General features: G+C 69.8%; 17 protein-coding genes and 1 tRNA gene. 9 read left to right on the top strand and 9 right to left on the bottom strand.

The genetic code is table 11. From position 1 onward, the window contains the following. Positions 1–248 precede the first annotated feature (248 nt). A complete protein-coding gene (locus CMC5_RS25700; RefSeq protein ID WP_050432889.1) occupies positions 249–2147 on the top strand; it encodes a PEGA domain-containing protein in 1899 nt (632 codons plus the stop codon). Positions 2148–2233: 86 nt separating this feature from the next. On the opposite strand, the gene CMC5_RS25695 is transcribed toward CMC5_RS25700, so the two are convergent. From CMC5_RS25695 to CMC5_RS25655, 9 genes are all read right to left on the bottom strand, one after another. Beyond that, a complete protein-coding gene (locus CMC5_RS25695) occupies positions 2234–3151 on the bottom strand; it encodes a hypothetical protein (RefSeq protein WP_179955480.1) in 918 nt (305 codons plus the stop codon). Then, positions 3151–3651, bottom strand: a complete 501-nt coding sequence (locus CMC5_RS25690; RefSeq protein ID WP_050432888.1) for a hypothetical protein — start codon at positions 3649–3651, stop codon at positions 3151–3153. The genes CMC5_RS25695 and CMC5_RS25690 overlap by 1 nt, the downstream gene beginning before the upstream one ends. 66 nt (positions 3652–3717) lie before the next feature. Continuing rightward, a complete protein-coding gene (locus CMC5_RS25685; RefSeq protein ID WP_050432887.1) occupies positions 3718–4332 on the bottom strand; it encodes a type IV pilin protein in 615 nt (204 codons plus the stop codon). A 69-nt stretch (positions 4333–4401) separates the two neighbouring features. Then, entirely contained in the window at positions 4402–5001 is a 600-nt protein-coding gene (locus CMC5_RS25680; protein WP_050432886.1) for a type IV pilin protein, read from the bottom strand. A gap of 144 nt (positions 5002–5145) precedes the next feature. Further along, positions 5146–5736 carry a type IV pilin protein gene (locus CMC5_RS25675; RefSeq protein WP_050436134.1) on the bottom strand — a complete coding sequence of 197 codons (591 nt, stop codon included), beginning with the start codon at positions 5734–5736 and terminating at the stop codon, positions 5146–5148. A 122-nt stretch (positions 5737–5858) separates the two neighbouring features. Beyond that, positions 5859–7379, bottom strand: coding sequence for a sigma-54-dependent transcriptional regulator (locus CMC5_RS25670; protein ID WP_082362789.1), 1521 nt, complete (start codon positions 7377–7379; stop codon positions 5859–5861). 253 nt (positions 7380–7632) lie between these two features. After that, positions 7633–8025 carry a hypothetical protein gene (locus CMC5_RS25665; protein WP_050432885.1) on the bottom strand — a complete coding sequence of 131 codons (393 nt, stop codon included), beginning with the start codon at positions 8023–8025 and terminating at the stop codon, positions 7633–7635. Positions 8026–8122: 97 nt separating this feature from the next. Continuing rightward, the gene (gene rimO, locus CMC5_RS25660; RefSeq protein WP_050432884.1) at positions 8123–9556 is read right to left on the bottom strand and encodes a 30S ribosomal protein S12 methylthiotransferase RimO; all 1434 of its coding nucleotides are present in this window, start codon (positions 9554–9556) and stop codon (positions 8123–8125) included. Then, complete coding sequence (locus CMC5_RS25655) at positions 9553–10944, bottom strand: dihydroorotase (protein ID WP_050432883.1); 1392 nt, start codon at positions 10942–10944, stop codon at positions 9553–9555. Before CMC5_RS25655 ends, rimO begins: the two co-directional genes overlap by 4 nt. 632 nt (positions 10945–11576) lie before the next feature. Here CMC5_RS25655 and CMC5_RS25650 point away from each other — a divergent pair. From CMC5_RS25650 to CMC5_RS25615, 8 genes are all read left to right on the top strand, one after another. Next, positions 11577–11663: transfer RNA gene (locus CMC5_RS25650), tRNA-Leu, on the top strand. Positions 11664–11770: 107 nt separating this feature from the next. After that, positions 11771–13060 (top strand): hypothetical protein, encoded by a 1290-nt coding sequence (locus tag CMC5_RS25645; RefSeq protein WP_050432882.1) that lies wholly within the window; start codon positions 11771–11773, stop codon positions 13058–13060. A 140-nt stretch (positions 13061–13200) separates the two neighbouring features. Further along, positions 13201–14265: a hypothetical protein gene (locus CMC5_RS46640; RefSeq protein ID WP_050432881.1), complete on the top strand. Its 1065-nt coding sequence runs from the start codon at positions 13201–13203 to the stop codon at positions 14263–14265. A gap of 82 nt (positions 14266–14347) precedes the next feature. Continuing rightward, positions 14348–14626 (top strand): hypothetical protein, encoded by a 279-nt coding sequence (locus tag CMC5_RS25635; protein ID WP_050432880.1) that lies wholly within the window; start codon positions 14348–14350, stop codon positions 14624–14626. Between the two features lie 205 nt (positions 14627–14831). Next, positions 14832–15752 carry a tetratricopeptide repeat protein gene (locus CMC5_RS25630; protein WP_082362788.1) on the top strand — a complete coding sequence of 307 codons (921 nt, stop codon included), beginning with the start codon at positions 14832–14834 and terminating at the stop codon, positions 15750–15752. Continuing rightward, complete coding sequence (locus tag CMC5_RS44915; RefSeq protein WP_050432878.1) at positions 15752–16810, top strand: hypothetical protein; 1059 nt, start codon at positions 15752–15754, stop codon at positions 16808–16810. The genes CMC5_RS25630 and CMC5_RS44915 overlap by 1 nt, the downstream gene beginning before the upstream one ends. Positions 16811–17117: 307 nt before the next feature. Beyond that, complete coding sequence (locus CMC5_RS25620; RefSeq protein WP_245677752.1) at positions 17118–18542, top strand: serine/threonine-protein kinase; 1425 nt, start codon at positions 17118–17120, stop codon at positions 18540–18542. Positions 18543–18663: 121 nt separating this feature from the next. Next, positions 18664–24141 (top strand): hypothetical protein, encoded by a 5478-nt coding sequence (locus CMC5_RS25615; protein ID WP_050432877.1) that lies wholly within the window; start codon positions 18664–18666, stop codon positions 24139–24141. Positions 24142–24209: the final 68 nt, after the last annotated feature.

Below are 24209 nucleotides of genomic sequence, written 5' to 3'. Positions count from 1 at the left end.
CGCCCGCGATCGCTCCTGCCGCTCACGCCCGGTCGGGCCCTTGCTCGACACGGTGTGCTGCGTGGTGAAGGTTCTCGCGAAATCTTCCGAGCAGCGGTACCCTACCCCCGAACCGCGGGTACGACGTCTCTCCGGGCAGCCTCTGCCCAGGGCTCACGGTTCACATCCGTCGCGCATCTCGCGCGACCTGGTCCCTGAAGCTGCGGCCGATGGCGCCGCGTTCTGTTTCTGTTGAGGAGTGCCCGAACATGTCCGATGACAAGGGCGGCAGCGATCTGGATGTCTTCGAGGGGCTCGCGAAGAAGCAGCCACGCTCCGCGATCCCAGGCCTGACGCCCCCACCACCGAGCCAGGCCCGTCAGCCGCAACGCGGGCTCGGGGGCTTGCCGCCGCCGCCTTCGATGCCGCCCGTCTCGGCCGCGCCGCTGCCGCCGCCCGCCGCACCGCCTGCTGCCGCCGCGCCGCTACCGCTGCCCCCGCCGCCTCCTGCTGCGGCCGCGCCCGCATCGCTGCCGCCGGTCACGGCGCCCCCGGTGCGCTCGACGCTGCCCCCGGTGACGCCGCCCCCGGCGAGGCCCCCCTCGAACACGCCGCCGCCGCCGCCGATCGCTGGCGGGGCGCCCCTCCCGCCCGCCGTGCCGCCTCCGGCACGTGCTCCCGCACAGGAGGGCGCGGCCAAGACGAAGGGCGGCAAGGGTGGCCCTGCCGTGGACATGGACTGGGACGACGAGGAAGAGTCGACCCACGTCTACGACAAGGCGACGACCGACGCCGTCGGCCCCTCGGGTCCTCGGCCTGCGGCCGGCGTGCGGTCCGCGATCCCCAACTCGGCGGCTGCGCTGCTCGCGAGCTCCGGCGGTGCCGCCAAGGCGTCCAGTGCCGGGCCGGCCTACCAGAGCGTCCCCCCGCCGTCCGCTGGCGTCCAGGCCACGCCCCCGCCCACCCGGAGGAGCGAGGAAGCCACCGAGGTGCGTGCTCGGCCGGTGATCCAGAGCGGTGGCAGCAACAAGGCGGGCATCGCGCTCGGCGCCATCGCCTTGCTCGCCGTCGCGGGCCTGATCGTCGTCCAGGTGATGCCGAAGAAGGGCGATCTGAAGATCGACGTCAAGGCACCCGCCGGCGTGATCATCGCCAAGGCCGAGGTCTTCATCGACGGTCAGAAGCGCTGCGACACCGTGCCTTGCGTGGTGCGCGAGCTGGACGCCGGCTCGAAGGCCGTGAAGGTGATCGCGCCCGATCTGCCGCCCCAGGACGCGACCGGCGTGGTCGAGGGCAGCAAGGAGAGCCTGGTCCTCGTCGACTTCATGAGCGCCGTGGTCACGCCGCCGAAGCCCGTGGCGCCGCCGCAGGTGACCGGGGTGAAGGTCGCGGGCAAGCAGTCCGGCGTGAAGGTCTTCGTCGACGGGACGGAGAAGGGAACGCTGCCGCTGGAGCTGCCCCTCGAGCCCGGCTCGCACAAGCTGCGCTTCGAGGCCGGCGACCGCTACGAGAAGCGCGAGCAGACCGTGGAGGTCACCCAGGGCCAGCTCAAGGAGATCGGCGACATCGCCCTCAAGGTGCTGAAGGGCCAGGTCACGCTGGAGCGCGTCACCCCAGGGACGGCGATCAGCCTGGTCAACGCCAAGGGGACCGAGAAGCGCTTGCCCGACAGCCTCTGGGCGACGCCTCCCGTCAAGCTGGACATCGATCTGAGCGAGGGCTGGAAGCTCGTCGCCAAGAAGGCTGGCTTCGAGGAGATGAACCAGCCGCTGACCTTCGACGACGGCGAGGCCGAGCGCACCATCCGCATCGAGCTCAACGAGGCAGGCAAGGCGCCTGCTGTCTCCACGGGCGGAACGGGGCACGTCGGAGGGACCGTCGCAACGCCGACGCCCGGACCTGCGCCCACCCCGAGCGAGCCGAAGGAGACGAAGACGCCGGCAACGACGCAGGCGTCTTCCGACCAGGGGACGCTGAACATCAACTCGATCCCCGTCTCCAAGGTAGTGCTCGACGGCCGCCCGCTGGGGAGCACGCCCAAGGTGGGTGTCAGCGTCTCGCCCGGCTCGCACACGGTGACGTTCATTCACCCCGAGCTCGGGAAGAAGTCCGTCACCGTCACGGTGGCCGCTGGCAAGACCGCGACCGCTGCCGTCAAGTTCAAGTAACCCCTCTCAGGCGCCGCAACGCATGCGTGCGGCGCTCCCCTCCGCATCCCCTTCATCCGGCTGACCCGAGCGCTCTCCGCGAGCGCTCAGGGCTTCTCGTCCACGCGCTGCGCCCACGTCTTCCAGGTGGTCGCGCAGCGCGCTTCCTGGCGGTGGTCATCGCCCGAGCAATAGGCGGCGTCGTACGGCGGCCCCAGGACGAGCAACGTCGTCTTCCCGACGAAGGGCAGATCATGGCGCCACTGCTCGTTGAACCGCGCGGAGCGGCGCATGTACCCGTCGGCCGCCTCCTGACCGCGGAGCTGCTCGAGCTGCGCCCGGAGCCGTTGCTGCATCTCCTCGTCGTCGGTCACCGCGAGCGTGCGCTGCAAGAACCGGATCTGGGCCTCTCGCTGGCCAGCACGACCCAGGATGTTCGCGCCCCCCAGCGCCTGCCAGCTCACGCTCGCGTTGCCTCCCCCGAGTTCTGCGGCCCTCGCGAGGTAGTGCGCGCCCTCGATGCGCCACCGCTGCTTCTCGGCATCGTCTTTCAGGTAGCCAGCCGGCGCGATGAACGCCACGAACTGCCCCAGCACGAGCCACAGCTCACCGTCGAGCGGGAGATGCTTCACCCCGCGCTCCATGATTTCACGCGCCTTGACCACCTCTTCGTGAGGCGTCTCGGAGGCCTGGAACGTGATCAGCGCGTCGGCGAAGAGGTACGGATCCCGGAAGGTCGGATCGAGCTCGTTGATGGTGTCGAGCAGCATGGTGAGCGTGTCGAAGCGCCGGCGCTCGGAGACACGCAAGCCCTGCGCGACGAGCACGTGGGACCACAGCAGATCCGCGAGCGCTGCGCGGTAGCCCATCGAGAGGCGCACCGTCTGCTCGGGTGGGGGCAGCAAGGGGACGTCGGTCGTCGCCTTGACCCGCTGCTCCGCCTCCGCAGCGGGAGCACGGACCAGGCCGATGGCTGCCACCGCCGCCGCCACGATGGCTGCTGTGACCAGCCCCTCGCGCGCCATCACTCCACCTCGCGATCGACGAACATCCCGGGCAGCATGCGCGCTGGCTGGCCGGGGTGACGCTCTCCTTGCACCTCGAAGGTGGAGAAGGCTCCATCGCCATCGAGATCGCCGTGGGCACGCGCGACGAAGCGCATCACACCCGTCGTCGGGTCGAGCGCGCTCTCGAACTGGAAGGCGAAGGCGTGCGGCTCCTCGAACGAGAAGTCGAGCGACTTCCAGGTCAAATGCTCCCAGGCTTCGGGTGGATCGAGCGCACGGGTCCCGCGTGGGACCTGGGCGGGCGTCAGCGGCGCCGGAGGCGGGAAGCTGATCTCTTGCGGATGGACCTCGGCGTAAGCGAGCGCGCTGCTGGCCAGCCTGTCGAGACCTTCAATCGGCTCGCTCAGCTTGGAAGCGCTGAGGTTGCGGAAGAAGGCAGGGACGGCAACGGCGAGCAGGCTTCCACCCAGCGCGATGGCCGCGCCCAGCTCGGCCGCGCTCCACGAGCGCCACGACATGAGGCTCTCTCTACCCGAGCGCGGCGCACGTCGCTAGCCCATCCCGGCCGAAGCGAGACGCAGCCATCACTCGAACTCGTTATGGACGAAGATTGCGGTGCTCAGGATGAGCTCGCTGTCGTGCACCTCGCCTACCCGAGCGAAAGTGCTGATCGTGGTGTCCGCGTTCAGATCACCCAGCGCTGCGGCCTCGAACGCCTCGGCGCCCGAGGGGGTGGGGGCACCAGGGAGGCCGCTGCTCACGAAGTTGCCAGCCGAGGAATAGTGGTACTGAAAGTGGATGGGCTGCTCGATCGCGAACTTGAGGCACTGCCACCCAACGCCCATGTTGCCCGTGTTGAAGTCCGAGTTCGCCGCCGTGTTGGGCTGGTACTTCTTGCCACGGACAAGATCGAGGCTCGTCGGGACGGGCGCTGCCGAGCCACAGAGCATGCGTGAGGTCGGGCTGTAGAAGCCTGGGCCTGGTGGGATCACCGGGACGCTTTGCTCGTTGTTGTAAGCGACCGTGGCGCTGCGGGAGATGGCGCCCACGATGTCCTTGGCCTCGGCGACACGAGCCGCGACGAGGTAGCGCCGGACGCCGACCACGGCGAGCCCGGCGAGGATACCGATGATCGCCACGACGATCATCAGCTCGACGAGCGTGAAACCTCGACCTCTCTGGGCTGCAGTGCCTCGCATGGCCGAGCGCTCCTCATCGTGGGAGAACCAACGGGCTGCCCGTTTTCGGATCGGGCAGCCCAGCGGTCATCATTCGTACTCGTTGTTGACGTAGAGCTGCGTCGCCAGGACGAGCTGGCCGTTGATCACGTCACCGCCGCGAGCGAATGCGCTGGGCTCGTTGTCGGCGTCGAGATCGCCGGTGGCGACCGCGTCGAAGTACTCGGCGCCCTGGTGGGCCGGGAGCACCGCCGTGCCCAGGTTCTGGAAGTTGCCGCTCGTCGAGTACTGGTACTGGTAATAGATCGGCTGGGTGACGGCGAACTTCAGGCAGCGCCAGCCCGTCAGATCCGTCGCTCCACCCCAGTCGGCCTCAGCAGGCTGAAACTTGTTGCCAGCTGGCATCGTGACAGGGACGGGCGTCGCGTCGGTGCAGAGCGCGTGGCTCGTGCCCGTCGAAGACTGGCCGGGAACGAGGATCTCGGGCGACACGTTCTCCCGCTCGTAAGCCGACGAAGCCGCGCGCGAGATCGCGCCGATGTTGTTCTTGGCTTCCGAGGTCTTCGCGCTCGCCATGTAGCGGCGGACGCCGTAGATCGCGAGCGCCGCCAGCACGCCGATGATGGCGACGACGATCATCAGCTCGACCAGCGTGAATGCTCGGTTGTTGTATCGCTTGTATGCGCGCATGTGTCGATCCTCCGTAGTTGATCTGCCGAGAGACCTGACTCTGACTCTGTTCGGTGCGGGGTGTCTCGGCCAACCCGCATCCCAACCCTTGTCATGAGCAACCTCGCTGGTTGCTCCGAAATGTTCGATCGGAACGAGACTAGCTCACTCCGAATCCTTCTCTGCGTAGATCTCGCCGTTCAACGACGAGGTGATCAGCAGTGCGGGATCGCCATCACCGTCGCGATCCCCGCGCGCTGCGATCACGTACCAGGGCTCGCTGGTATCAGGAAACGAGGGCGCGTTGGTCATTCCAATCCCGCCCACGCTGATGCTGCCTGCCAGGCCAGCGACGACCGAATAGCCGAAGCGCACTGGCCCGTCGGTCGTCACGTTGAGCAGCCGCCAGCACTGATAATCCCCGTGGCCGGGGTTGACCCAGTGATGCTTCTGCTGCCCGGGAGAATTCATCGGGTACCAGTCGGTGAGGCTGCCGCCTCCAGGCGCACATCCGGTCGCCGACGCGCACCCCGAGCAGCCGAGGTACGTGAGCATCTCTGCGCGATAGGCTTCCTCCGAGCCTCGGATGCCCTGCATGACGGCGCGTGCCTCGGCGGAGCCCGCCGAGTTCATGTACCTGCGGTATCCCACCAGCGCGATGGCTGCGAGGACACCGATCATCGCAACGACCACGAGAAGCTCCACCAGGGTGAAGCCCCTGGCACAGATCCTCCGCCGTTGCGTCGTGCTCAGCATGCGTGCGGCTCCATGAGCACGGTGCGTGCCACGCTTGTAACGTGGCCATCTGCTGATCCAGGTGTTCAGAGAATCCATGGGAATCCTTCGCATTTCGACGAGGTTGAGGGACTCGAAGGGGTTCACTTGCCAGCGCCAGGGGATCGCCGGTGACCAAAATCGTCACCCACTCTCTCCGGGAGTGACGATTCCCGTCCAGGCGCCTCCAGGTCATCGTCCTCTTCGCCTCCTTCCTCCCCCAGCGCGTGCTTGGCCAGGCGGTAACGGAGGGATCGAAAGGTGACACCGAGCAGCTTCGCCGCCGCTTTTCGCACGCCGCCCGACCGCTCCAGCGCTTGCAGGATGAGACGTCGCTCGACCTCGCCAAGGACCTCATCCAGCGCACAGCCACCTTCCGGCAGCTCGGTCAGCATGGGTGATGGGCTGGCACTGAGGCCCGAGACCGCAGAGGGGAGATCACCCAGGCCGATGGACGGCCCCGAGGCGAGCGCGACGGCGCGTTCCATCATGTTCTCCAGTTCACGGACGTTGCCTGGGAAGGGGTAGGCATTCAGGGCCCGCTGTGCGTCCGCTGCGAGGCCTCGCACGTCCTTCCCGAGCTCGGCAGCGAACCTCGGCAAGAAGTGCTGCGCCAGTCGGATCACGTCTCCGGGTCGGTCGCGCAGCGGTGGGACCTCGATCCGGATCACGTTGAGCCGGTAGTAGAGATCCTGCCGGAAGCTGCTCGCGCGCACCTCGGCCTCCACGTCGCGGTTCGTCGCGGCGAGGACGCGGACGTCGACCGGGAGCTCCGCGGCCGCGCCCACGGGCCGCACCTTGCGCTCCTGGAGCACGCGCAAGAGCTTCACCTGCAGCGCTGCGGGCAGCTCGCCGACCTCGTCGAGCAACACCGTTCCCCCATCGGCCTCGCGGAACAGGCCCAGTGCGCGCGCGCCGGCGCCGGTGAACGCGCCCTTCTCGTGGCCGAACAGCTCGCTCTCCATCAAGGCTTCCGGCAGCGCGCCGCAGTTGACCACGAGGAACGGACCCTTCGCCCGATCGCTCCGCTCGTGGATGGCGCGCGCGATGCGCTCCTTGCCCGTCCCGCTCTCGCCGGTGATCAGCACCGTGGTCCGTGTCGGCGCGATCTTGTCGATCAGATCGCCGATGGCCTGCATCGCGGCCCCCGCGCCGAGCAGCTCCCGCGAGGGCGCCTCGAGCCGCTCGAGCTGCGCGCGCAGCCGCTGGTTCTCGGCGACGATGGAGCTCTTCTCCAGTGCCTTCGCGCCGAGCGCCGCGATCTCCGCAGGCGAGAACGGCTTGGTCACGAAGTCGTACGCACCGCCGCGCATCGCCTCGATGGCGGACTCCACGGTCGAGTGCGCCGTCATCACGATGACCTCGGTCGCGGCGTTCCGCGCCTTCGCCGCGGTGAGCACATCGATCCCCGAGCCGTCGGGCATCAGGAGATCGGTGAGCACCAGGGGGAACGGCTGCGGCGCTTGTCGGATGGCCTCCAGCGCTGGCTTCACGCCCGGGGCCTGCGCGACGTCGTACCCGTGCCTGCGGAAGGTGATGTCGAGGACCTGGCGGAGGCCAGGCTCGTCGTCGACGACGAGCACACGGGTCGCGTGCGGTGGGGGGCTGGGCGGCGCCGGAGCCATCGCGACCCAACGTACACCATCGCGCGGGTGAGGACGAAAACCCCTGAGATGCCGGCTGGATGCCAGCGCACACGGGTGAGGGCGAAGACCCCGAGCTACGCGCCACGACCAGCGTCTGCGGGTCGACGAGCAAGCTCCACCTGTCCGAAGAACAGGTTCGGCTGGGCCCTCGGACAGGCGCTACGGGTCGCCGAGCTCGCTTCGCTGAAGCGCTAGATGGCCATGCTGGGGCCTCACAGGTGGCTTCGCCGGTCTACGGGCAGGCTTCGCCGGTCACACCGGTCGAGTCCCGCTCCTCGATCACGAAGCTGTTGTGGGGACTGCTCTCGATGCCCTGATCGGTGACCACTTCCTGGGAGATCAGCACCAGATCGCAGCGCTCGGCAGCGATCGTCACGCTGAAGCGGCCATTCCTGTCGGTGTCTTCGATGACGACGCCTTGCCGCGTGCGATCGTTGAAGAGCGTCACCATGGCGCCCGGGTAGCAGCTCCCGGAGATCACCCACATGTCGGGGTTGTCCGCCGAGAGCCGGATCGTGTCGGGCGCCTCGGGCGGCGGGAGGGGTAGGGTGGGGCTCAGGCAGGCCGCACCCGCAAGCAGCGAGACCGCGAGGGCGACGAGGCGGAAGGCGGCGCGGCGTTGCATCTCAGTAGGCTGCTAGCACGTCTTGTGCCCACTGGACAGGTGCTGCGATTCGCGCATTTTTCGAGGGGTTGCGTGATCTTCTCGTCGGGTCGGAGTGTCAACTTGATTGGCTGCTTCGCCCGTCGGTTTGCAGCACCCGCAAGCTCACCCGCTTCGCACGTGCGGCGGGGAGAGGGGAGGGAGAGGGCGCGTCGTCGTCGAGCAGCTCGCCCACGAGGTCGTAATGGCTCGCCTGGGTGATCAACACCCGCCGCATCTCGCCGGGGCGCGCCTCTCCGCCGGACAGGTACACCTGCCCGTCGATGTCGGGCGCCTGTCCCGCGTGGCGGCCCATGAGCACGTACTCGTGTTCGTCGCTGGACCCCTCCACCAGGACCTCCAGCTCACGCCCGACCAGCGCCGTGCTCTTCCGATGCGCGATCTTCCGCTGCAGCGTCATCAGCTTCCGGTGGCGGCTCTCGGCCTTGCGCTCGGGCACGAGCGCGTCCATCGCGGCGCTCCGGCTCCCTTCTTCGGGCGAGTACTTGAACACGCCGACGCGCTCGAACTCCGCCCAGCGCACGAACTCGCAGAGCTCCTCGAACTCCTCGTCCGTCTCGCCCGGGTGCCCCACGATGAACGCGGTCCTGAAGGTCAGGTCGGCCACGCGCTCGCGGAGCTTGGACACCACCCGCCGGAGCCGGTCACCACCGTGGCCACGCCGCATCCGCCGGAGCATGCCGTCGGCCGCGTGCTGCAAGGGCATGTCCACGTAGCGAACCACGCGCGGGTGGTGGGCGATGACCTCGATCAGGTCGTCACCGAGCGTCTCCGGGTAGAGGTAAAAGACCCGCACCCACTTGATCCCGGGCACGTCGGCGACCTTCTCGACGAGCCGCGCCAGCGACGTCCGACCCGCCGAGGGGAGATCGCGGCCCCAGGCCACCGTGTCCTGCGAGATCAGGTTGATCTCGCGGACGCCGCCGGCGGCGAGCTGCTCCACCTCGCGCACGATGTCCTCCTCCGAGCGCGAGCGCTGCTTGCCGCGCATGTCGGGGATCACGCAGAAGGAGCAGGTGCGGTTGCAGCCCTCGGCGATCTTCACGTACGCGCTGCCCCCCGGCGTGGACAGGGCGCGCGGATCCGAGGCCTGCACCACCCACTGGGCCGGGTTGCCCACCAGCATGCGCTCCGCGCCGCCAGCGAGGATGTCTTTCAGCCGCAGCATGTCGCTCGACCCGAGGAAGTGATCGACCTCGGGGATCTCGGCGGCCAGCTCGTCGGGGTGGCGCTGCGACAGGCAGCCCGCGACCACCAGGCGCTGGCAGCGCCCGCCGTCCTTGTGCTGGGCCATCTCCAGGATGGTGTCGATCGACTCCTTCTTGGCCTCGCCGATGAACCCGCAGGTGTTGATGACGATCACCTCGGCGTCCTCGGGCGTACCGACGTGCTCGTAGCCCGCCTGGCGCGCGACGCCGAGCATGACCTCCGAGTCGACGCGGTTCTTGGGGCACCCGAGGCTGATGAAGTGGACGGTATGCGAGGACGTCATGAAACGGGCCCTCCAGGCCCTCGAGGCGCGGACGACTGCGCCTCCACGAGAGAATCTGCGAACACGACGCGCCCCCCGGCCAGCGTGAGACACACCTGTCCGACCAGCTCGCGCCCGAGGAACGGCGTGTTCCGGCTCTTCGAGCGCAGCCGCGCGGGATCGATGCGGTAGCGGCGCTCCGGATCGATCAAGCACAGCTCGGCGCGCTGGCCCACGGCGAGGGTCGGTGCGCCCAGCCCGATCACCCGACCCGGCGCGCGGGTGAGGGCGTCGACGAGCCGGCCGAGCGACAGCGCGCCGCTTCGCACCAGTCCGAGGAGCACCGGCACCACCAGCTCCAGACCGATCATGCCGGGCGACGCCTCGGCGAACTCGCAGTCTTTCTCCAGGGACGAGTGCGGCGCATGATCGGTGGCGATGACGTCGATGGTTCCGTCGGCGAGCGCTTCGCGGAGCGCGTCGACGTCGGCCTGTTCACGCAGGGGCGGGTTCACCTTGCAGACCGTGTCATAGCCGATCACCGCTTCGTCGGTGAGCGTCAGGTGATGTGGCGTCACCTCGGCCGTCACCGCGATGCCGCGCCCCTTCGCCTCGCGCAGGATGCGCACGGCGCCGAGCGAGGAGACGTGCGCGACGTGGTAGCGGGCGCCGGTCACCTCGGCGAGCAGCACGTCACGGGCGACGATGATGTCCTCGGCGACCCGCGGCCAGCCGCGCAGCCCGAGCCGGGTGGAGATCGCCCCCTCGTGCATCTGGGCGCCCTCGGTGAGGGCGTGATCCTCGGCGTGCTGGATCACGGGCATGTCGAAGGTGCTGGCGTACTCCAGGGCGCGCCGCATCACCGCGCTGGAGGTGACGCAGTGCCCGTCGTCGCTGACGGCGACCGCGCCCGCCTCCTTCATGTCCGCCATCTCGGCGAGTTCCTTGCCCTTCTGCCCGACGGTGATCGCGCCGATCGGGTGCAAGGCGGGGCCACCCACCTCCCGGGCCCGGGCCACCATCATCTCCGTGATGGCGCGCGTGTCGTTCACGGGGCGCGTGTTCGGCATCACGCAGACGTGCGCGAAGCCGCCCGCTGCCGCCGCCGCGAGGCCCGAGGCGATGTCTTCTTTGTACTCCTGACCTGGCTCGCGCAGGTGGGCGTGCAGATCGATGAAGGCGGGGACGAGCAGCATCCCCTGGCCGTTCAAGACCTGTGCGCGCTCGGCCTGCCGCACGTCTTCCGTCGCGGCGCCTCGCCCGACCCGGGTGATGACGCCGTCCTCGATGACGACGTCCACCACCTCGTCGAGGCGCTGGGCTGGATCGACGGCCCGCACCCCCGTGAAGACGAGGAGCGAAGGCGTGCCATGGAGGAGGTGGGGGCGCGGTGGATGGGAAACCGCCATCGGCGCGTCCCCTAGCACATGCGCCTGGCGTCGGGCACCCAGGGGGAGGGGCGTTCAGAGGAGCCCAGCGGCCCAGGCACCCCTCGCTCCGGCTGGACGGTCTGGCTGCTGGAGCGTGGCTCCGTCGCTCCGGGGCAGCCCTCGGAGGACAGGGACGTGAATTTCGACAGGTCACCCTCGTGACTGGGTGATCTCACCGGAGCTCCCCGGGGAGGGTTGCCGGGTGACCTGGCCGACGGCCTCGGGTCACGGGCTCACCCGGGCGCCGGAGGGGGAGTTCCGGGAGGTGCTTCTGGAAACGAGGTGTCGTCTGGCGACCTCCGGCATCGGGTCACCCGGGAGACCGGATGCCGTCTTCGGCCTGACGGCACCTGGTCACGGTGGACACCTGGTGTCGTCGGCGGTCGATGGGACCCGGTCACTGGTCACGCCTGCGAATTCTCGATTCCAGAGGAGCCCCTCTCCTCATGAGGCGAGGCGGACGGGAAGACGGACTGGAAGTAGAGAGAGGCCCTGTGTGAGGGGTCCCGTCGGGGTCGGGAGGTCGCTGTCCGGTGCCAGAAGAACGAATGTGGACATGACGCTCTTGACGGATGAGGGGGGACCAGCTAGTTGATGCCTCCCGTTTGCAAGCGAAGCTGGCGGAATTGGCAGACGCGCTGGATTCAGGTTCCAGTGGGGTAACTCCCGTGGAGGTTCAAGTCCTCTGCTTCGCACCATGCCCGCAGGGCGAAGGATTCATCCTCCTTCGCCCTGCGACCCGGAACGCATCCTGCCTCATGCGACCGGACCTCGAACACTGCACCCATCATCCCGGCTGCCGGTCTTGAAGAAAGCCGCGACGCTCTGTCTGTTGCTCTGCGCTGCCTCTGCGGCGGCGTGCAACCAGAAGTCGTCTCCGAGCCAGGCCACGACCGCCGACACGGGTGTGGTCACGACCGCCTCTCCGGACACGACGGCGGCGGCCACGGTCACCGCCGTGGTGAACACGCCCGAGCCGGTGACCCCTCGCGGGGACGGCGTGACGGAGTTCAAGCCGACGAGCGAGGTGGCCGCCTGCAAGGTGAAGTCCACCGATCTGGCGAGCTACCTCCAGCGCCAAGGGCTCGGACTGACGGGCCGGACAGCGGGGGGGGGCATCTTCGCTGCCGTGTGGCTGGTGGAGCTGCAGAACAACCCCGACGCCCACATCGCCTTCGCTGGCTTCGATGGGGATGCCCGGCAGGTCGCGCGGGCGCGCTCCATCGGCTCGACGCGGCAGGGGGGGTTGAACGTGTTCGACACCAGCGGCGCGTGGACGGTCACCTGGTTCGACGGGGAAGGCCTGGCGTACGCGCGGCCTCGCTGGGAAGTGTCGCCGCTGCCGGAGATCCAGCACCTCGCTGCCGTGGGCAAGGAGGCCGGGGAGAGTGTCGCGCTCGCGGCAGCGCCCGAGGGCGGGCTGGTGGCCGCCGCCCCCTTCGGTCCAGAGCGTGACCAGCTCGGTGTCTTCCGCTTCGCACCCACCGAGCCCGGAGAGCCGAGCGTGAGAGCGGTCAGCGTCACCCACCACGCGAAGCAAGCGCGGCGTCCCGCCATCGCGGCCGATGCGGGCGGGTACTTCGTCGGGTGGCACGAAGAAAATGGAAGCATGCGGGTCTCGCGCTTCGACCTCGCCGGCAAGGAAGGCGAGGCGCAGGAACTCGCCGCCGAAGGACCGCGTCGGGATCGGCTCGTGCTCGTCCCCACCAGCGCGGGCGCCATCGCCCTGTGGTCCGAGGGGGAGACCTTGCTGGCGCGAGGGCTGGACACCGCGGCCAAGCCCGCCAGTACGACCTGGGTGGTCGGAAAAGGGAAGTGGGGGGCGGCGACCCCGATCGATGGGGGCATCCTGGTCTCGTGGGTGGGCCATGACGGAAAGTCCGACGGACAGGTGCTGCTCGCGCGTCTGGGTCAGGATGGGGCTCCGTCCGCCTCCGGGCTGCGCGTGACCGACGGCGTGAACGCGGTGAAGGATCCGCCCGTCGTCGCCGCTTCCGGGCCCCGCGTGGCCGTCGCGTGGACGGAGATCATGAGCCCCGCGGTGAGCACCAAGCGCGCAGTCCTGCGCATCGCCGACGTCGCCTGCGTCCCCTGATTGAGCGCAACCCGCGCATGACTGCGCGCGAAGCGTGGCGGGTTGCGCCCAGCGCGCGCACCTCGTGAGCCGCCCAGCGCGCCCGGTGAGCCTCGCATCGAACAGCGGGCGCGGCGGCCCGATGGCGCTAGTATTCGGCGGTGAGCGACGCGCAGCGCAGCTCGGAGCAGGCAGAGGACGGTACCCCGTCGGGGCGTGAGCCTCTGGAGCCAGGCGCTGCAGGTCGAGACGGACCACCGGAGGTGCCCGAGAGTTCGCCCTCGGATGTCGCCACGAGGCTGAGCCTCTCCGAATGGAAGCTCGCCGCCGGGAGCTTGCTCGAGCCCCGCGGTGAGCCGGTGACCGGGCCGGCGATTCCGTTCGTCCAGCCTTGCGACGCTTCGATGGCGCCGCTCCCGCGCGCGGGGATGTCCGCGATGGCGGTGCTCTCCGTCGTGGCGCTGCTGCTCGGCCCTGTGGGGTCGGTCGCGGCGATGGTGCTCGGCTGGGCGGCGCGCAAGGAGATCGACGACGCGCCCGTCGTGCGTGGGGGGCATGGCCTCGCCACGGCCGGCTTGCTTCTGGGGGCGCTGCTCACCACCGGGTGGGGCGCGGCGCTCGCCCTCGGCGCGTGGGACCTCACGTACGCGCACGGCAAGCTGCCCGCCGCCGTGGAGTCCGAGGCGACCGAACCCGTTGCCACGACGAAGGTCATGCCCGAGTCCGAGGCCGCCTCGTCGACCCCGGGCGGGAGCGTCCCTCAGAAGACGACGCTGCAGCGCATCGGCGACCTGACCGTCGTCGACGTGGGGGTCGACGTGCGCACGCTCGGGGAGGAGCTGGCGAAGCAGCGGGCTGCGGCCTCCGAGCTCGGTGAGAAGGTGGTGGTGATGACCACGCGCGACCCCTGCGAGCCCTGCCGCGGGGTCGAGCAGTCCCTCACCGACGCGCTGATGCAGACCGCCCTGCGCGGCGTCCGGCTGGTCCGGGTAGATATCGATGTGTTTCAGGAAGATCTCGACGAGCTGAAGATCCCCTGGAACCGCTACCCGGGGTTCTTCTTGCCCGCCCTCGATCTGACCCCGCGCGATGGAATCGACGGGGGCGAGTGGGATGACGACATCCCGCGGAACATCGCCCCGGTGCTCGGCGCCTTCGTCCGTGGACAGTTCACGACGCGGCGCGAGCCGTGGAAGGCGCGGCCTGGCTCGGGCGTGCATCTCTGACCAGCCCGCGGCGCCCTGGTGTTCGCACCCTGGCGTTCGAAGAGCGCCCGCGTGGCCAGGGGGTTCGGATAAGCTCTGGCGCGTGAAGCGCGCGGGCCAGGCTCTGATCTTCGTTCTCTGCGTCGTGTTCTCGGTTTCCGCTGCCTACAATGTCCTCGCCGACAATACGGAGGTGGAAAAGGCGGCGCGTGCGGTCGCCTGCGCCGAGGAGGGGCCGACGTGCAGCACGACGCTGACCCGCCTCGCGCGGACGCCTCTCGGCCAGTCGATGACCTTCACCTCGCGCAAAGGGAAGACCGTCGACGTCTGCTGCGTCCGCAGCCTGGTGCTGGTCGGCGAGTACGCCTGCTCCATCCCGTGAGTGCCGCCTGCGTGTGCGACACGCAGGTGGCATCGGCGTGAGCGAGGCGCGGACGGCAGCTGCATGAGCGCCGCTCGGACGGTGTTTGCGCTATCGTGGAGTCCGGGTGACGTTCGGAGCGCCAGTGCCAGATCCTGACAGCGCCCCTCCGAGCGGCGTGCGGGGGTCACGTCTCCCTCTGTCCTCCTTCTTGCTGGCGGCCTGCATGACGGCCTCGACCTCGGCGATGGCGTCGCCCGGACCGCAGGGCGCCGCGTCGCCAGAGGCGCCGGGTCGAGCGGCGTCGGCAGCCCCGGGCTCGGGGCACGGGGTGGACGAGACCCAGGCGCGCATCGACAGGGCGATGCGCCTCCACGACGAGGCGCGGGCGAGCTACCAGCGAGGCGAATACAGGGCAGCGATCGCCAAGCTGGAGGAGGCCGTGGCGTCCGATCCGGAGGGCAAGGAGCTCGTCTACAACCTGGCGATCCTCCACGAGAAGCTGGGCGAGATCGAGCAGGCCGAGGCTCACCTGAAGCGCTATCTCCAGATGGAAACGCAGCCCAGGGCGCGCGCCGACGCAGAGGCGATGCTCCGGCGGCTCGAGGGGGCGAAGAAAGAGATGCTGGGGAAGGGCCTGGAGGCTCGGCCCTCGTCAGGGACGCCCGAGGCGAGCCGAGGCGCGGAGGTCCGTCGGGCGCGGGTCGGAGACGGGAGGCCTCTCAGCGCCCCTGTCCTCGTGGCGGGTGGCGTTTCGGTGAGCGCGCTGCTCACCGGCACTGTCTTCGGCCTGAGCGCGCTGCTCCGAGCTCCTGCCGGAGACGCGACGACGGGGCCGGGGGTCAGCGCCGAGGACATCCTCACGGATGCACGTCACGCGCACCGGGATGCCGTCATCGCCGATGTGGCGTTCCTGCTCGGTGGGGCGGCTTTCGGGCTCGCGCTGGTCCTTCACCTGAACACGCCATCTCGAGCGCTCCCGGCCGGGTCACCCACTGTCCCGCCGGCGTCCGCACCCACGGAACGAGGCGCGTCGGTCTCCGCGTCCGCGGGACGAGGCGCGTCCGCGGGACGACGATCGGCTCCAGCTGCGGCGATCGCCGTGGAGCCCTACGGCGCCGGGGCGCGGCTCCGGCTCGGGTTCTGATGGTGACGGGCCTGCTTCGCGGCCGTCCAGGCCTCTTGCCGCGAGGGCTCGCGGTGGGCGTGCTCGGCGTGGGCCTCCTGCTCGGTCAGGGCTGCGAGCTGATCGTCGATGGGGAGGTGGGCACCATCGGCTGCTCGGAAGAGGGGGTCATCGGCGCTCCCGCGTGTCCTGCAGAGCACGTGTGCCGCGCCGGGAGCTGCGTCGCGCTCGCCCCGCTGGGGCGGCCCTGCTTCGAAGAAGGAGACTGCGCTCCGGGGAGCTTCTGCCTGGCACCGGGCGCGGGGTCGGGTGACGTCCAGGTGGGCTTCTGTTCTCGCCCTTGCTGTGCGTCGAGCGACTGTGATCCCGCCGAAGGGCTGGTGTGCTGGGTCCCGAAGGGGAGCGCCTTCGGGTTCTGTCGGTCCGGTCCAGCCATCGGGCGGGAGCGGGTCGGACGGGGCAAGGCGGGGGCGCCGTGCAGCGGCGCAGGGGACTGCCGCTCGGGCCTGTGTTCCGGAGGGAGCTGTGTGGACACCTGCTGCTCCGACGCGAACTGCGCGGCAGGAGGCGGCGTGTGCCAGCTCGCCCATGGCCTGGTGGCGGCTGGCGCTGCCTGGACGTGCCTGCCACCGCGGGCCGGCACGAGGGGCACCCATGCATCTTGCTCGGGGGACGAGGTGTGCGCCTCGGGCGCCTGCCTGGACATCGAGGGCACGAAACGCTGTGCGGCGCCTTGCTGCGGCTCGGCGCAATGCCCCGGGGTGGTGGATGGGGGAGCGGGTGAGCTGCTCGCGGCGCGGTGCAGGGTGGTGGACCACGGCGGCGCACCGATCCGGGCCTGCGTGGGATCGGCCGAGGCGAGCGCGACCCTGGGGGTAGGGGCCGCGTGTCGGCGCGACGACCAGTGCAGGAGCGGCGTGTGTGTTCTCCCTGCCGTGGAGAGACCCCCGGAATCGGGAGGGGGAGGGATATGCGGCGACATGTGCTGTGCCGATCAGGCCTGCGGCGATCCATCCAACGTCGCCTGCCGCCCCGAGCCAGCGCGGCCATCGTTGGACTTGCGATGTGAGCCGAAGTGACGGACGATCCCGGATCGAGGTGGTGTCCTCCCCGGCCGACGAAAAGCCCGCTTCCGGTGGGCACGTGGGGGACTCGGTCCAGCCGGGAGCCTTCCTCGTCTGCCCTCGCTGCGATCATCGCGTGGATCTCCGTGCGGAGGCAAAGGCGCTGGCGCTCGAGCCGTCCGAGTCGCCCTCCTCGAGCGCCGCAGGGCCTCCTGGGGTTGCGGGGCCGCCTTCCTCGGCGGAGGGACCGGCGTCTTCCGTGGGGCCGCCGTCCTCGACGACGGCGGGTCCTCACGCAAGCCGCAGAGGCAGATCGCGTCTCGTGCCGCGCTGCCCGGTCGATGGGCTCGCCCTCATCCCTCTCGAGAGCCTGAGGGACGCCGAGGGCGATCCCTTCCTGGGAGCGACCATCGCCGAGCGGTTCGTCATCCTCGGCAGGCTCGGGGCGGGATCCATGGGCACGGTGTACCGCGCGCGGCAGGAGGCGATGGGGCGCGACGTGGCCATCAAGATCCTCCGCTCGGATCGCGCCTTCGACGCGCAGGCCAAGGCCCGGTTCACACGCGAGGCCAGGGCGATGAGCCTGCTCAGCTCCCCGCACACGGTCACGGTCTTCGATTTCGGCGAGATCATCGACGACTCGCCCGACGCCGACCTCGGGCTGGGCGCAGGCGGGTCGCTGTTTCTGGCCATGGAGCTGCTCGAAGGCGAGTCGCTCGGCCAGCGGCTCAAGCGTGACCGCAGGCTCTCCGTCGTGGAGGCTGCGCGCTTTGCGCGCCACGCGCTCCTGTCGCTCGCCGAGGCGCACGAGAAGGGCATCATTCACCGTGATCTGAAGCCCGACAACCTCTTCCTCACCCGTCTGCCCTCGGGGGATCGACAGGAGCTCTGCAAGGTCCTCGATTTCGGGATCGCCAAGGTGATGAGCGACGGGGAGCAGCCCGTCGATGCGCTGGAGACCCAGGCGGGGACGGTGTTCGGGACGCCGCGCTACATGTCGCCAGAGCAAGCGCAGGGGAAGCCGCTCGACGCGCGGAGTGATCTCTACTCGCTCGGCCTGCTGTTCTATCAGATGCTCGTCGGGCGGCCGCCGTTCATCGACGATGATGCGGTCGTCGTCATGGCGCGGCACATCAAGTCGACGCCACTCCCTCCGATCGAGGCGGCTCCCGACGCAGGCATCTCGCGCCCGTTGTCGGACCTCCTCCTCCGGGTGCTCGCGAAGAGCCCGGAGGACCGGCCAGCGAGCGCGAAGGAGTTCATCGAGGCCATCGAGCGCCTCGTCCCCTCGAGGAGTCCGGCGGACGAGGCAGGGAGCCAGGAGACCGAGGTTCCGCCGGCCGAGGCGAGCGCGACCGGGCAGCTCCTGGCCGTCGTGGACCGCACGGCGAAGGGCAGCCGAGCGCCGGATGCGCGCCGGCTCGGGGCGCGCGCTGGCCTCATCGTGGGGATGGTCGCCTTGCTGGCGGTACTGATTGCTCTGGCCCTCATGGCCAGCCGACAGCGCTCGCAGGGCGCGCCCCGCGAGGTGCAAAAATACGTGGGGATAGCGGCAGGGGCCGCCGCGTCGCGCGCTTCACCGAGGAGCGCGCTCGACCCACCTGGACCTTCCCCCGTCGATGAACCCACGTCTGCACCGGCGCCGGTGGCACCGAGTCCAACCGCGTCGCCCTCGACGAGCGCACCCGTCATCCCGGCCTCCCGTCAGGTCCGGCCTCGGCAACGCAATTACGAGAAATTCCAGTAGGATTTCGGCTCTGGCCCACCCCGATCCTGGAACGCTCGGTTTGCCGACAGGGACCGAGACTTCCCTGTACGCAGCGGAAGTCACCGTGTAACTTCGCGTCCCAACGATGGATCCTCGGGAGATGGAAACGCTCGTCCAGCGCCTCGTCGCCAATCCCCACGATGAGGAGGCTCTGGCTTACGCCCACCACGCCGGCACGCAGGATCCTCGATCCTACGCGATTTTGCTCGAGAAGGTGGGCAGCGCGACGGTGGATCCGGGCTACGCGGCGCACTGGTTGAGCGAAGCGGCCAATGTCTGGTCCACCACGCTGGGCGACGCGCACCACGCCGCGCGCACCCTGATGATCGCCATCGACAAGGATCCCACCCAGCGGACCGCTGCGGACCGTCTGGCGCAGCTCTACCGCGACAAGGGCGATCAGAAGGCCCTGGTGGCGCTGCTGGAGCGGCTGGTCAAATCGCTCACGCCGCTGGCCTACGAGCGCAATGAGGTGCGCACCCAGCTCATCGGTCTGCACGAGGAGCTCGGGAAGCTCTGGAGCGAGCCGCCGTTGAGCCGGCCGGAGCGGGCGGTGGAGAACTGGCGGCGCCTCGCAGAGCTGGATCCGCAGAATGCCTTCGCCATCTACACGGCGCGGGAGATGCTGAAATCCCAGCAGATGTACGCGGAGGCGGTGCCGTTCTTCGGGATGGAGCAGGCCATCATCTCCGACCCGGAGCGCAAGATCGCGCTCTACCGGGACGAGGCGGACATCCGGAGGCGCGCCAGCGATCTCGCGGGCGCCGTGCAGGTGATGCGGTCGGCGCGCGGACTCCGGCCGGACGATGTGGCGATGACGCAGGAGCTGGGTGTCTTCCTGCTGGAGCTGATCGGCGCCGGGGGCGCAGTGAGCCCCGGGGACCGCGATGAGGCCGCGCAGCTCTTCGTCTCCCTCGCGGAGATGTACGACGGTGAGTACGGGTTCTCGTACTCCACCTCCGCGCTGAAAGCGGTGCCGGGGCACGACCGCGCGATGCAGCTCGCCGATCACTACGGCAAGCAGCTCAACCGGACGGCGGAGCTCGCGCCGGTGTACGCCGCCTATGTACAGGCCAACCCCGGGGGGTTCATGGCCGCGGAGGCCCGCGCGCGGGCCGGTGCGCTGCCCCCGCCACCGCCTCCTGCCGCGTTCCCCGGGCACGGGCCGCAGGCCTCGCCGAGCAACCCCGCCCCGTCGGCCATCGACGTATCCACGGCGCCCGTGACCGGGAGCCTCTCGGTCGCGGGTCTGGCGAACACGCCGGGCGTCTCCAGCCTCGCCGCGGAGCACACGGGGCCCTCTCGGCCGAGCACGTCGCTGCAGGGGCTCGGGGCGACGAGCCTACCTGGCGGCTCTGCGCCGCCCGCCGGTGACTACATGCAGCTCCTCTCCGAGGCGAACGAGGAGTCGCAGCGCGGCCGCAAGCCGCAGGCGCTCGCGAAGTTCCGCGAGGTGCTCAAGATCGATCCGGCCAACGCGGAGGCGCTCTCCTGGGTCGAGGAGCATCTCCGGCAGAAGCGGATGTACGCGGACCTCCGGGACGTGCTCCTCGCGGCCTCGCGGGCGCCGTCGGTGTCCATCGACACGAAGAAGGCGCAGCTCCGTGACGTGGCGGGCATCTGCGAGTCGCAGCTCCGCGACATCGACACCGCCATCCAGGCCTGGAAGCAGATCTGTCAGATCGACAGGGCCGACGATCAGGCGCGGGATCAGCTTCGGCGCCTCCTGGAACGGGGTGGGCGCTGGGACGATCTCTCGTCGGTGCTCGAACAGGAGGCCATGGGGACCCCCGACGTCGAGCAGAAGATCGCGCTGGAGAAGAAGCTCGCGACGCTACACGAGCAGAAGCGCAAGGACGTGGTCGCCGCCGCGGAGGCGTGGGCGCGCATCGCGAACCTGTCCCCCGAGGACGAGAGCGCCATCCAGACGGCGGTGAAGCTGTTCGAGAAGGGAGAGCGATTCGATCTCGCGGCGCAGGTCATCGGCGACTCGGTTCCGAACCTCACCGACAAAGTGACGCGCGGGCCGCTGCTCCAGAAGCTCGGCGATCTGCGGATGCGGCTCGAAGATCCTGCGGGCGCGGGGGATGCCTACGCCGAAGCTGCGGAGGCGCTCGGTCAGGCCAAGCTCTGGGAGCTGGCAGAGAAGGCGTACCTCGAAGCCAACCGGCTCACCGAGGCGGCCAACGCGCTCGATCAGCGCGCGCAGCTCATCGACGGCAAGCCCCGGGCCGTGCTCTTCGCGCAGGCCGCGGATCTCCTGCTGAAGTCCGGTGACATCGACGGATCCATCCTGCGGCTGGAGCAGGCGGCGGAGATCGACCCGGCGAACGACACCTACGCCACGGCGCTGGAGGAGCAGTTCCGGCGGGCGGACCGGCAGCACGACCTGGTGCAGTACCTGCTCGGTCGCGCAGAGAAGCTGGGCGACAAGGGGCGGCGCATCTCGGCGCGCCGTCAGGCGGCGGAGGTCCAGCGGGGTCTCGGGGACGCCGAGGGGGCTCGGGAGAGCTTGTTGCTCTTGCTGTCCGACGGTGACGATCTGGAGGCGCTCGGGCAGTTGGTCGAGGACGCGGTCCAGCGCGGCGATCACCAGGAGAGTGTGGAGCTGCTCCGCAGGCTGGTCGCGATCACGAAGAACCACAGTGACAAGCTGCAGCTCGTGCTGCGCGAGGCGCGGATCCTCTCCGAAGGGATTGACGACATCGACGGGGCGATCGAGCGCTACGAGTACATCTACCGGACGCTGGATCCCAAGAGCCGTGTGTCGCTCCGGGCGATGGCCGATCTCGAGGAGCGTCGCGGCAACCCGCAAGGGACGGCGGCCGCGCTGGAGCGGGAGATCCAGCTCGCCGAGGGGGACGATCGCGTGGAGATCGCGCAGCGGCTGGCGACCCTGTACGAGGGGCCGCTCCAGAACGCGCACGCGGCCATCAAGGCGCTGGAGATCGTCAACGCGGCCGATCCGGAGGACTTCGACGCGATTGCGCGGCTCCAGCGGCTGTCCGAGGAGATCGGCGACTGGCCGAAGGTCGCGGCCTTGATGGCGATGCTGATCGAGGTCGAGGGCGACGAGGAAGAGGCGTCGAACATGACCCGCCGGCTCGCGGAGATCCTCCACGAGAAGCTGGGCAAGGGGGACGAGGCGCTCGCCTGCCTGGAGCGCCCTGCGGATCAAGGTGACGAGCCATGCCGGGAGGCCTACGTGGCGCTCGGCGACAAGCTGGGCTGGAAGGGTATCGTCGCCACCAAGCTGGTCGCGTGGAACGAGTCGGCAGCCGGGCCGGCCCGCGTGGAGGCGCTGCGCGGCGCGTTCGATCGTTTCGTGGAGGTCGGGCGAGGCAGCGACGCGGCGCGGGTGGCGATGGATCTGGCGCGATCGCGCGCGGCCGATACGGAGCTCGCGGCGCGGCTGGAGGAGATCGCGGTCAAACTCAAGGATCTGGAGGCGCTCGCGATCGCCCACGAGATCCTGGTGAAGGAGCTGTCAGGGGTGAGCCGTGCCGCGGAGCTGGTGCGGCAGGCCGAGGTGCAGGTGAGCGCCGGCGTCGATCCGGTGGAGGCCATGAATCACGGGGAGACGGGGCTCTCCAGCGTGCCGCCGTCGGAAGCGGAGGGCTTGCTCTCGCGACTCTCGACGCTCACCCAGGTGCCAGCGCACGTCATCGATCTCTACGAGCGTCAGGTGAGCCGCTGCAAGGCACCGGTCGACCGGCTCCCGGCGCTGGCGCGTGCAGCTCAGGTGGCTGCCGAGCGGGGCGCTCAGGATCGTGCACGCAGCTTCTTCGAGCTCGCGCTCAGCGGGGGCGTTCAAGAGGAGACGATCGTGGCTCTGGAGGGGGCTGCGGCGGCCGGTGACGCGCTTTCCGGTGGCACGGCGCTGCGGGGGATTCTGGCCGAGGCGCTGGCGGCGGGCGGTCAGGGGACGCGTGATGGCGGGCGTACCCGTGCGGCGCTTCTGCGGCGCGCGGCGACCATCGCGTTCCGCGATCTGTACGACATCGAGCGCGCTTTTCACTGGCTGGGCGACGCGCTCATCACGCACGTCGACGATCCTTCGCTGGACGCGATCGAGGAGCTCGGTCGCACCGTGGGCGACATGGGGCGCGTGGGCGCGACCCTGAGCCGGGCGCTGGAGGAGGTCTTCGACGGGCCGCTGGTGCGCAAGCTGCTGCACCGGCGAGCACGGCTCCGCCGCGATGTGCTCGGTGATCGCAAGGGGGCAGCCGTGGATCTGAAGAAGCTCCACGATCTTTCTCCCGCCGATCAGGACGTGATGAACGATCTGTCGAGCCTGCTGATGGATCTCGGCGACCACCGCGGGATGATCCAGCTCTACGAGGACCAGATCCTCCGAGGGCGCGACCAGGGGCTGCGCGCCGAGCTGGCGCGGAAGGTGGCGAGGCTCTGGGAGGAAGAGATCGGCGACGCCCGAGAGTCCGCGGACGCCTGGCGGCGTGTGCTCAGGATGAAGGCGGGCGATCCCGAGGCGACGGCTGGTCTCGATCGCGCGAAGACCGGGAAGCTCAAGCGGGCACCGCAGGGGGCAGGGCCGATGTCGGTCACTCCGGGCGCTGCGTCTGGCGCCGCCGTGCTCACGGCAGCGGCCGTCGTCCCGCCCCTCGTGGCGGTGACCGGGGCTTCGCCTTCGGCGCCACCTGCGCCTCCCGCGATGATCGCGAACCCGATCACCGAGAACGATGCCACGGCGACCTCGCTGTCGGCGGCAGAGGCTGCGTACCACCAGCGGCCGCTGACGGCCGACACCGACCAGGGATACAGGCCGCTCTTCGAGGACGGGGCGGAGGCGGGCGGCGCGTCCGCCGTGGCGCCAGAGGCGGTACAGGCTGGGCAGGAGCCGCACTCCGCGTGGTACGGATCGCAGCAAGAGGGGGGGGCCGTGCAACCTCCCGCCTATGTGGGCAGCGCCCCTCACGCCGGGGAGGTCAACGGGGGGTACGAAAACCACCACGGGCAGGGCGCGTACGATCCCTATGCCTATCCGCAGGCTCAGCCGCCGGCCTACGTCCAACCCCCGGCGGTGGCCGACCAGGGTGCGGGCTACCCGCATGCCGTGGATCCCAGCCAGGTCTACGCCCAGGTGGGCCATGATCAGCAGCCGGCGTACGATCCCTCCCAGTACGGCCAGAAGGCGCACGACCCGGCATACTACGGGCAGCAGCCGCAGCCCGCGCACGCTGGGTACGCGCAGCAGGGCTACGCGGCTCCGTATGCGCAGCCAGCCCAGCCGCAACAGGAGGCGTACGGGCAAGGGCAGTACGGGCAAGAGGCGTACGGGCAAGGGCAGTATGGGCAGGGGCAGTACGGGCAAGAGGCGTACGGGCAGGGGCAGGACGCTCATGGCCAGTACACCCACAGTCAGTACGCGCAGCCGGCAAACCACGCTGCGCCCGACGCCTCCGCCGGTGCCGCCCCGCCGTACGCAGGCTACGGGGAACAGCCGGCCTACGTGGACGCGCAAGAGATCATCGAGCAGACCCAGGACGGTGAGGACCTGCTCGAGGACGCGGAGCTCGTCGACGATGAGACGGGCCCGCACTACCGCACGGAGAGCTGAGCCGCCCGGGTCAGGTCGCGTGGAGGGCGCCCCGGGGAGGGCGCCCGGCGGCCCTGGCGGAGGTTGAC

Origin of the sequence: Chondromyces crocatus (assembly GCF_001189295.1) — a bacterium.
Lineage (GTDB): Bacteria > Myxococcota_A > Polyangia > Polyangiales > Polyangiaceae > Chondromyces > Chondromyces crocatus.
This window is presented reverse-complemented; position numbering and strand designations above follow the sequence as displayed.

Coding starts and splice junctions, on each gene's coding strand:
- CMC5_RS25700 (WP_050432889.1), top strand. CDS start 249: ATGTCCGATGACAAGGGCGGCAGCGATCTGGATGTCTTCGAGGGGCTC.
- CMC5_RS25695 (WP_179955480.1), bottom strand. CDS start 3,151: ATGGCGCGCGAGGGGCTGGTCACAGCAGCCATCGTGGCGGCGGCGGTG.
- CMC5_RS25690 (WP_050432888.1), bottom strand. CDS start 3,651: ATGTCGTGGCGCTCGTGGAGCGCGGCCGAGCTGGGCGCGGCCATCGCG.
- CMC5_RS25685 (WP_050432887.1), bottom strand. CDS start 4,332: ATGCGAGGCACTGCAGCCCAGAGAGGTCGAGGTTTCACGCTCGTCGAG.
- CMC5_RS25680 (WP_050432886.1), bottom strand. CDS start 5,001: ATGCGCGCATACAAGCGATACAACAACCGAGCATTCACGCTGGTCGAG.
- CMC5_RS25675 (WP_050436134.1), bottom strand. CDS start 5,736: ATGCTGAGCACGACGCAACGGCGGAGGATCTGTGCCAGGGGCTTCACC.
- CMC5_RS25670 (WP_082362789.1), bottom strand. CDS start 7,379: ATGGCTCCGGCGCCGCCCAGCCCCCCACCGCACGCGACCCGTGTGCTC.
- CMC5_RS25665 (WP_050432885.1), bottom strand. CDS start 8,025: ATGCAACGCCGCGCCGCCTTCCGCCTCGTCGCCCTCGCGGTCTCGCTG.
- rimO (WP_050432884.1), bottom strand. CDS start 9,556: ATGACGTCCTCGCATACCGTCCACTTCATCAGCCTCGGGTGCCCCAAG.
- CMC5_RS25655 (WP_050432883.1), bottom strand. CDS start 10,944: ATGGCGGTTTCCCATCCACCGCGCCCCCACCTCCTCCATGGCACGCCT.
- CMC5_RS25630 (WP_082362788.1), top strand. CDS start 14,832: ATGACGGCCTCGACCTCGGCGATGGCGTCGCCCGGACCGCAGGGCGCC.
- CMC5_RS44915 (WP_050432878.1), top strand. CDS start 15,752: ATGGTGACGGGCCTGCTTCGCGGCCGTCCAGGCCTCTTGCCGCGAGGG.
- CMC5_RS25615 (WP_050432877.1), top strand. CDS start 18,664: ATGGAAACGCTCGTCCAGCGCCTCGTCGCCAATCCCCACGATGAGGAG.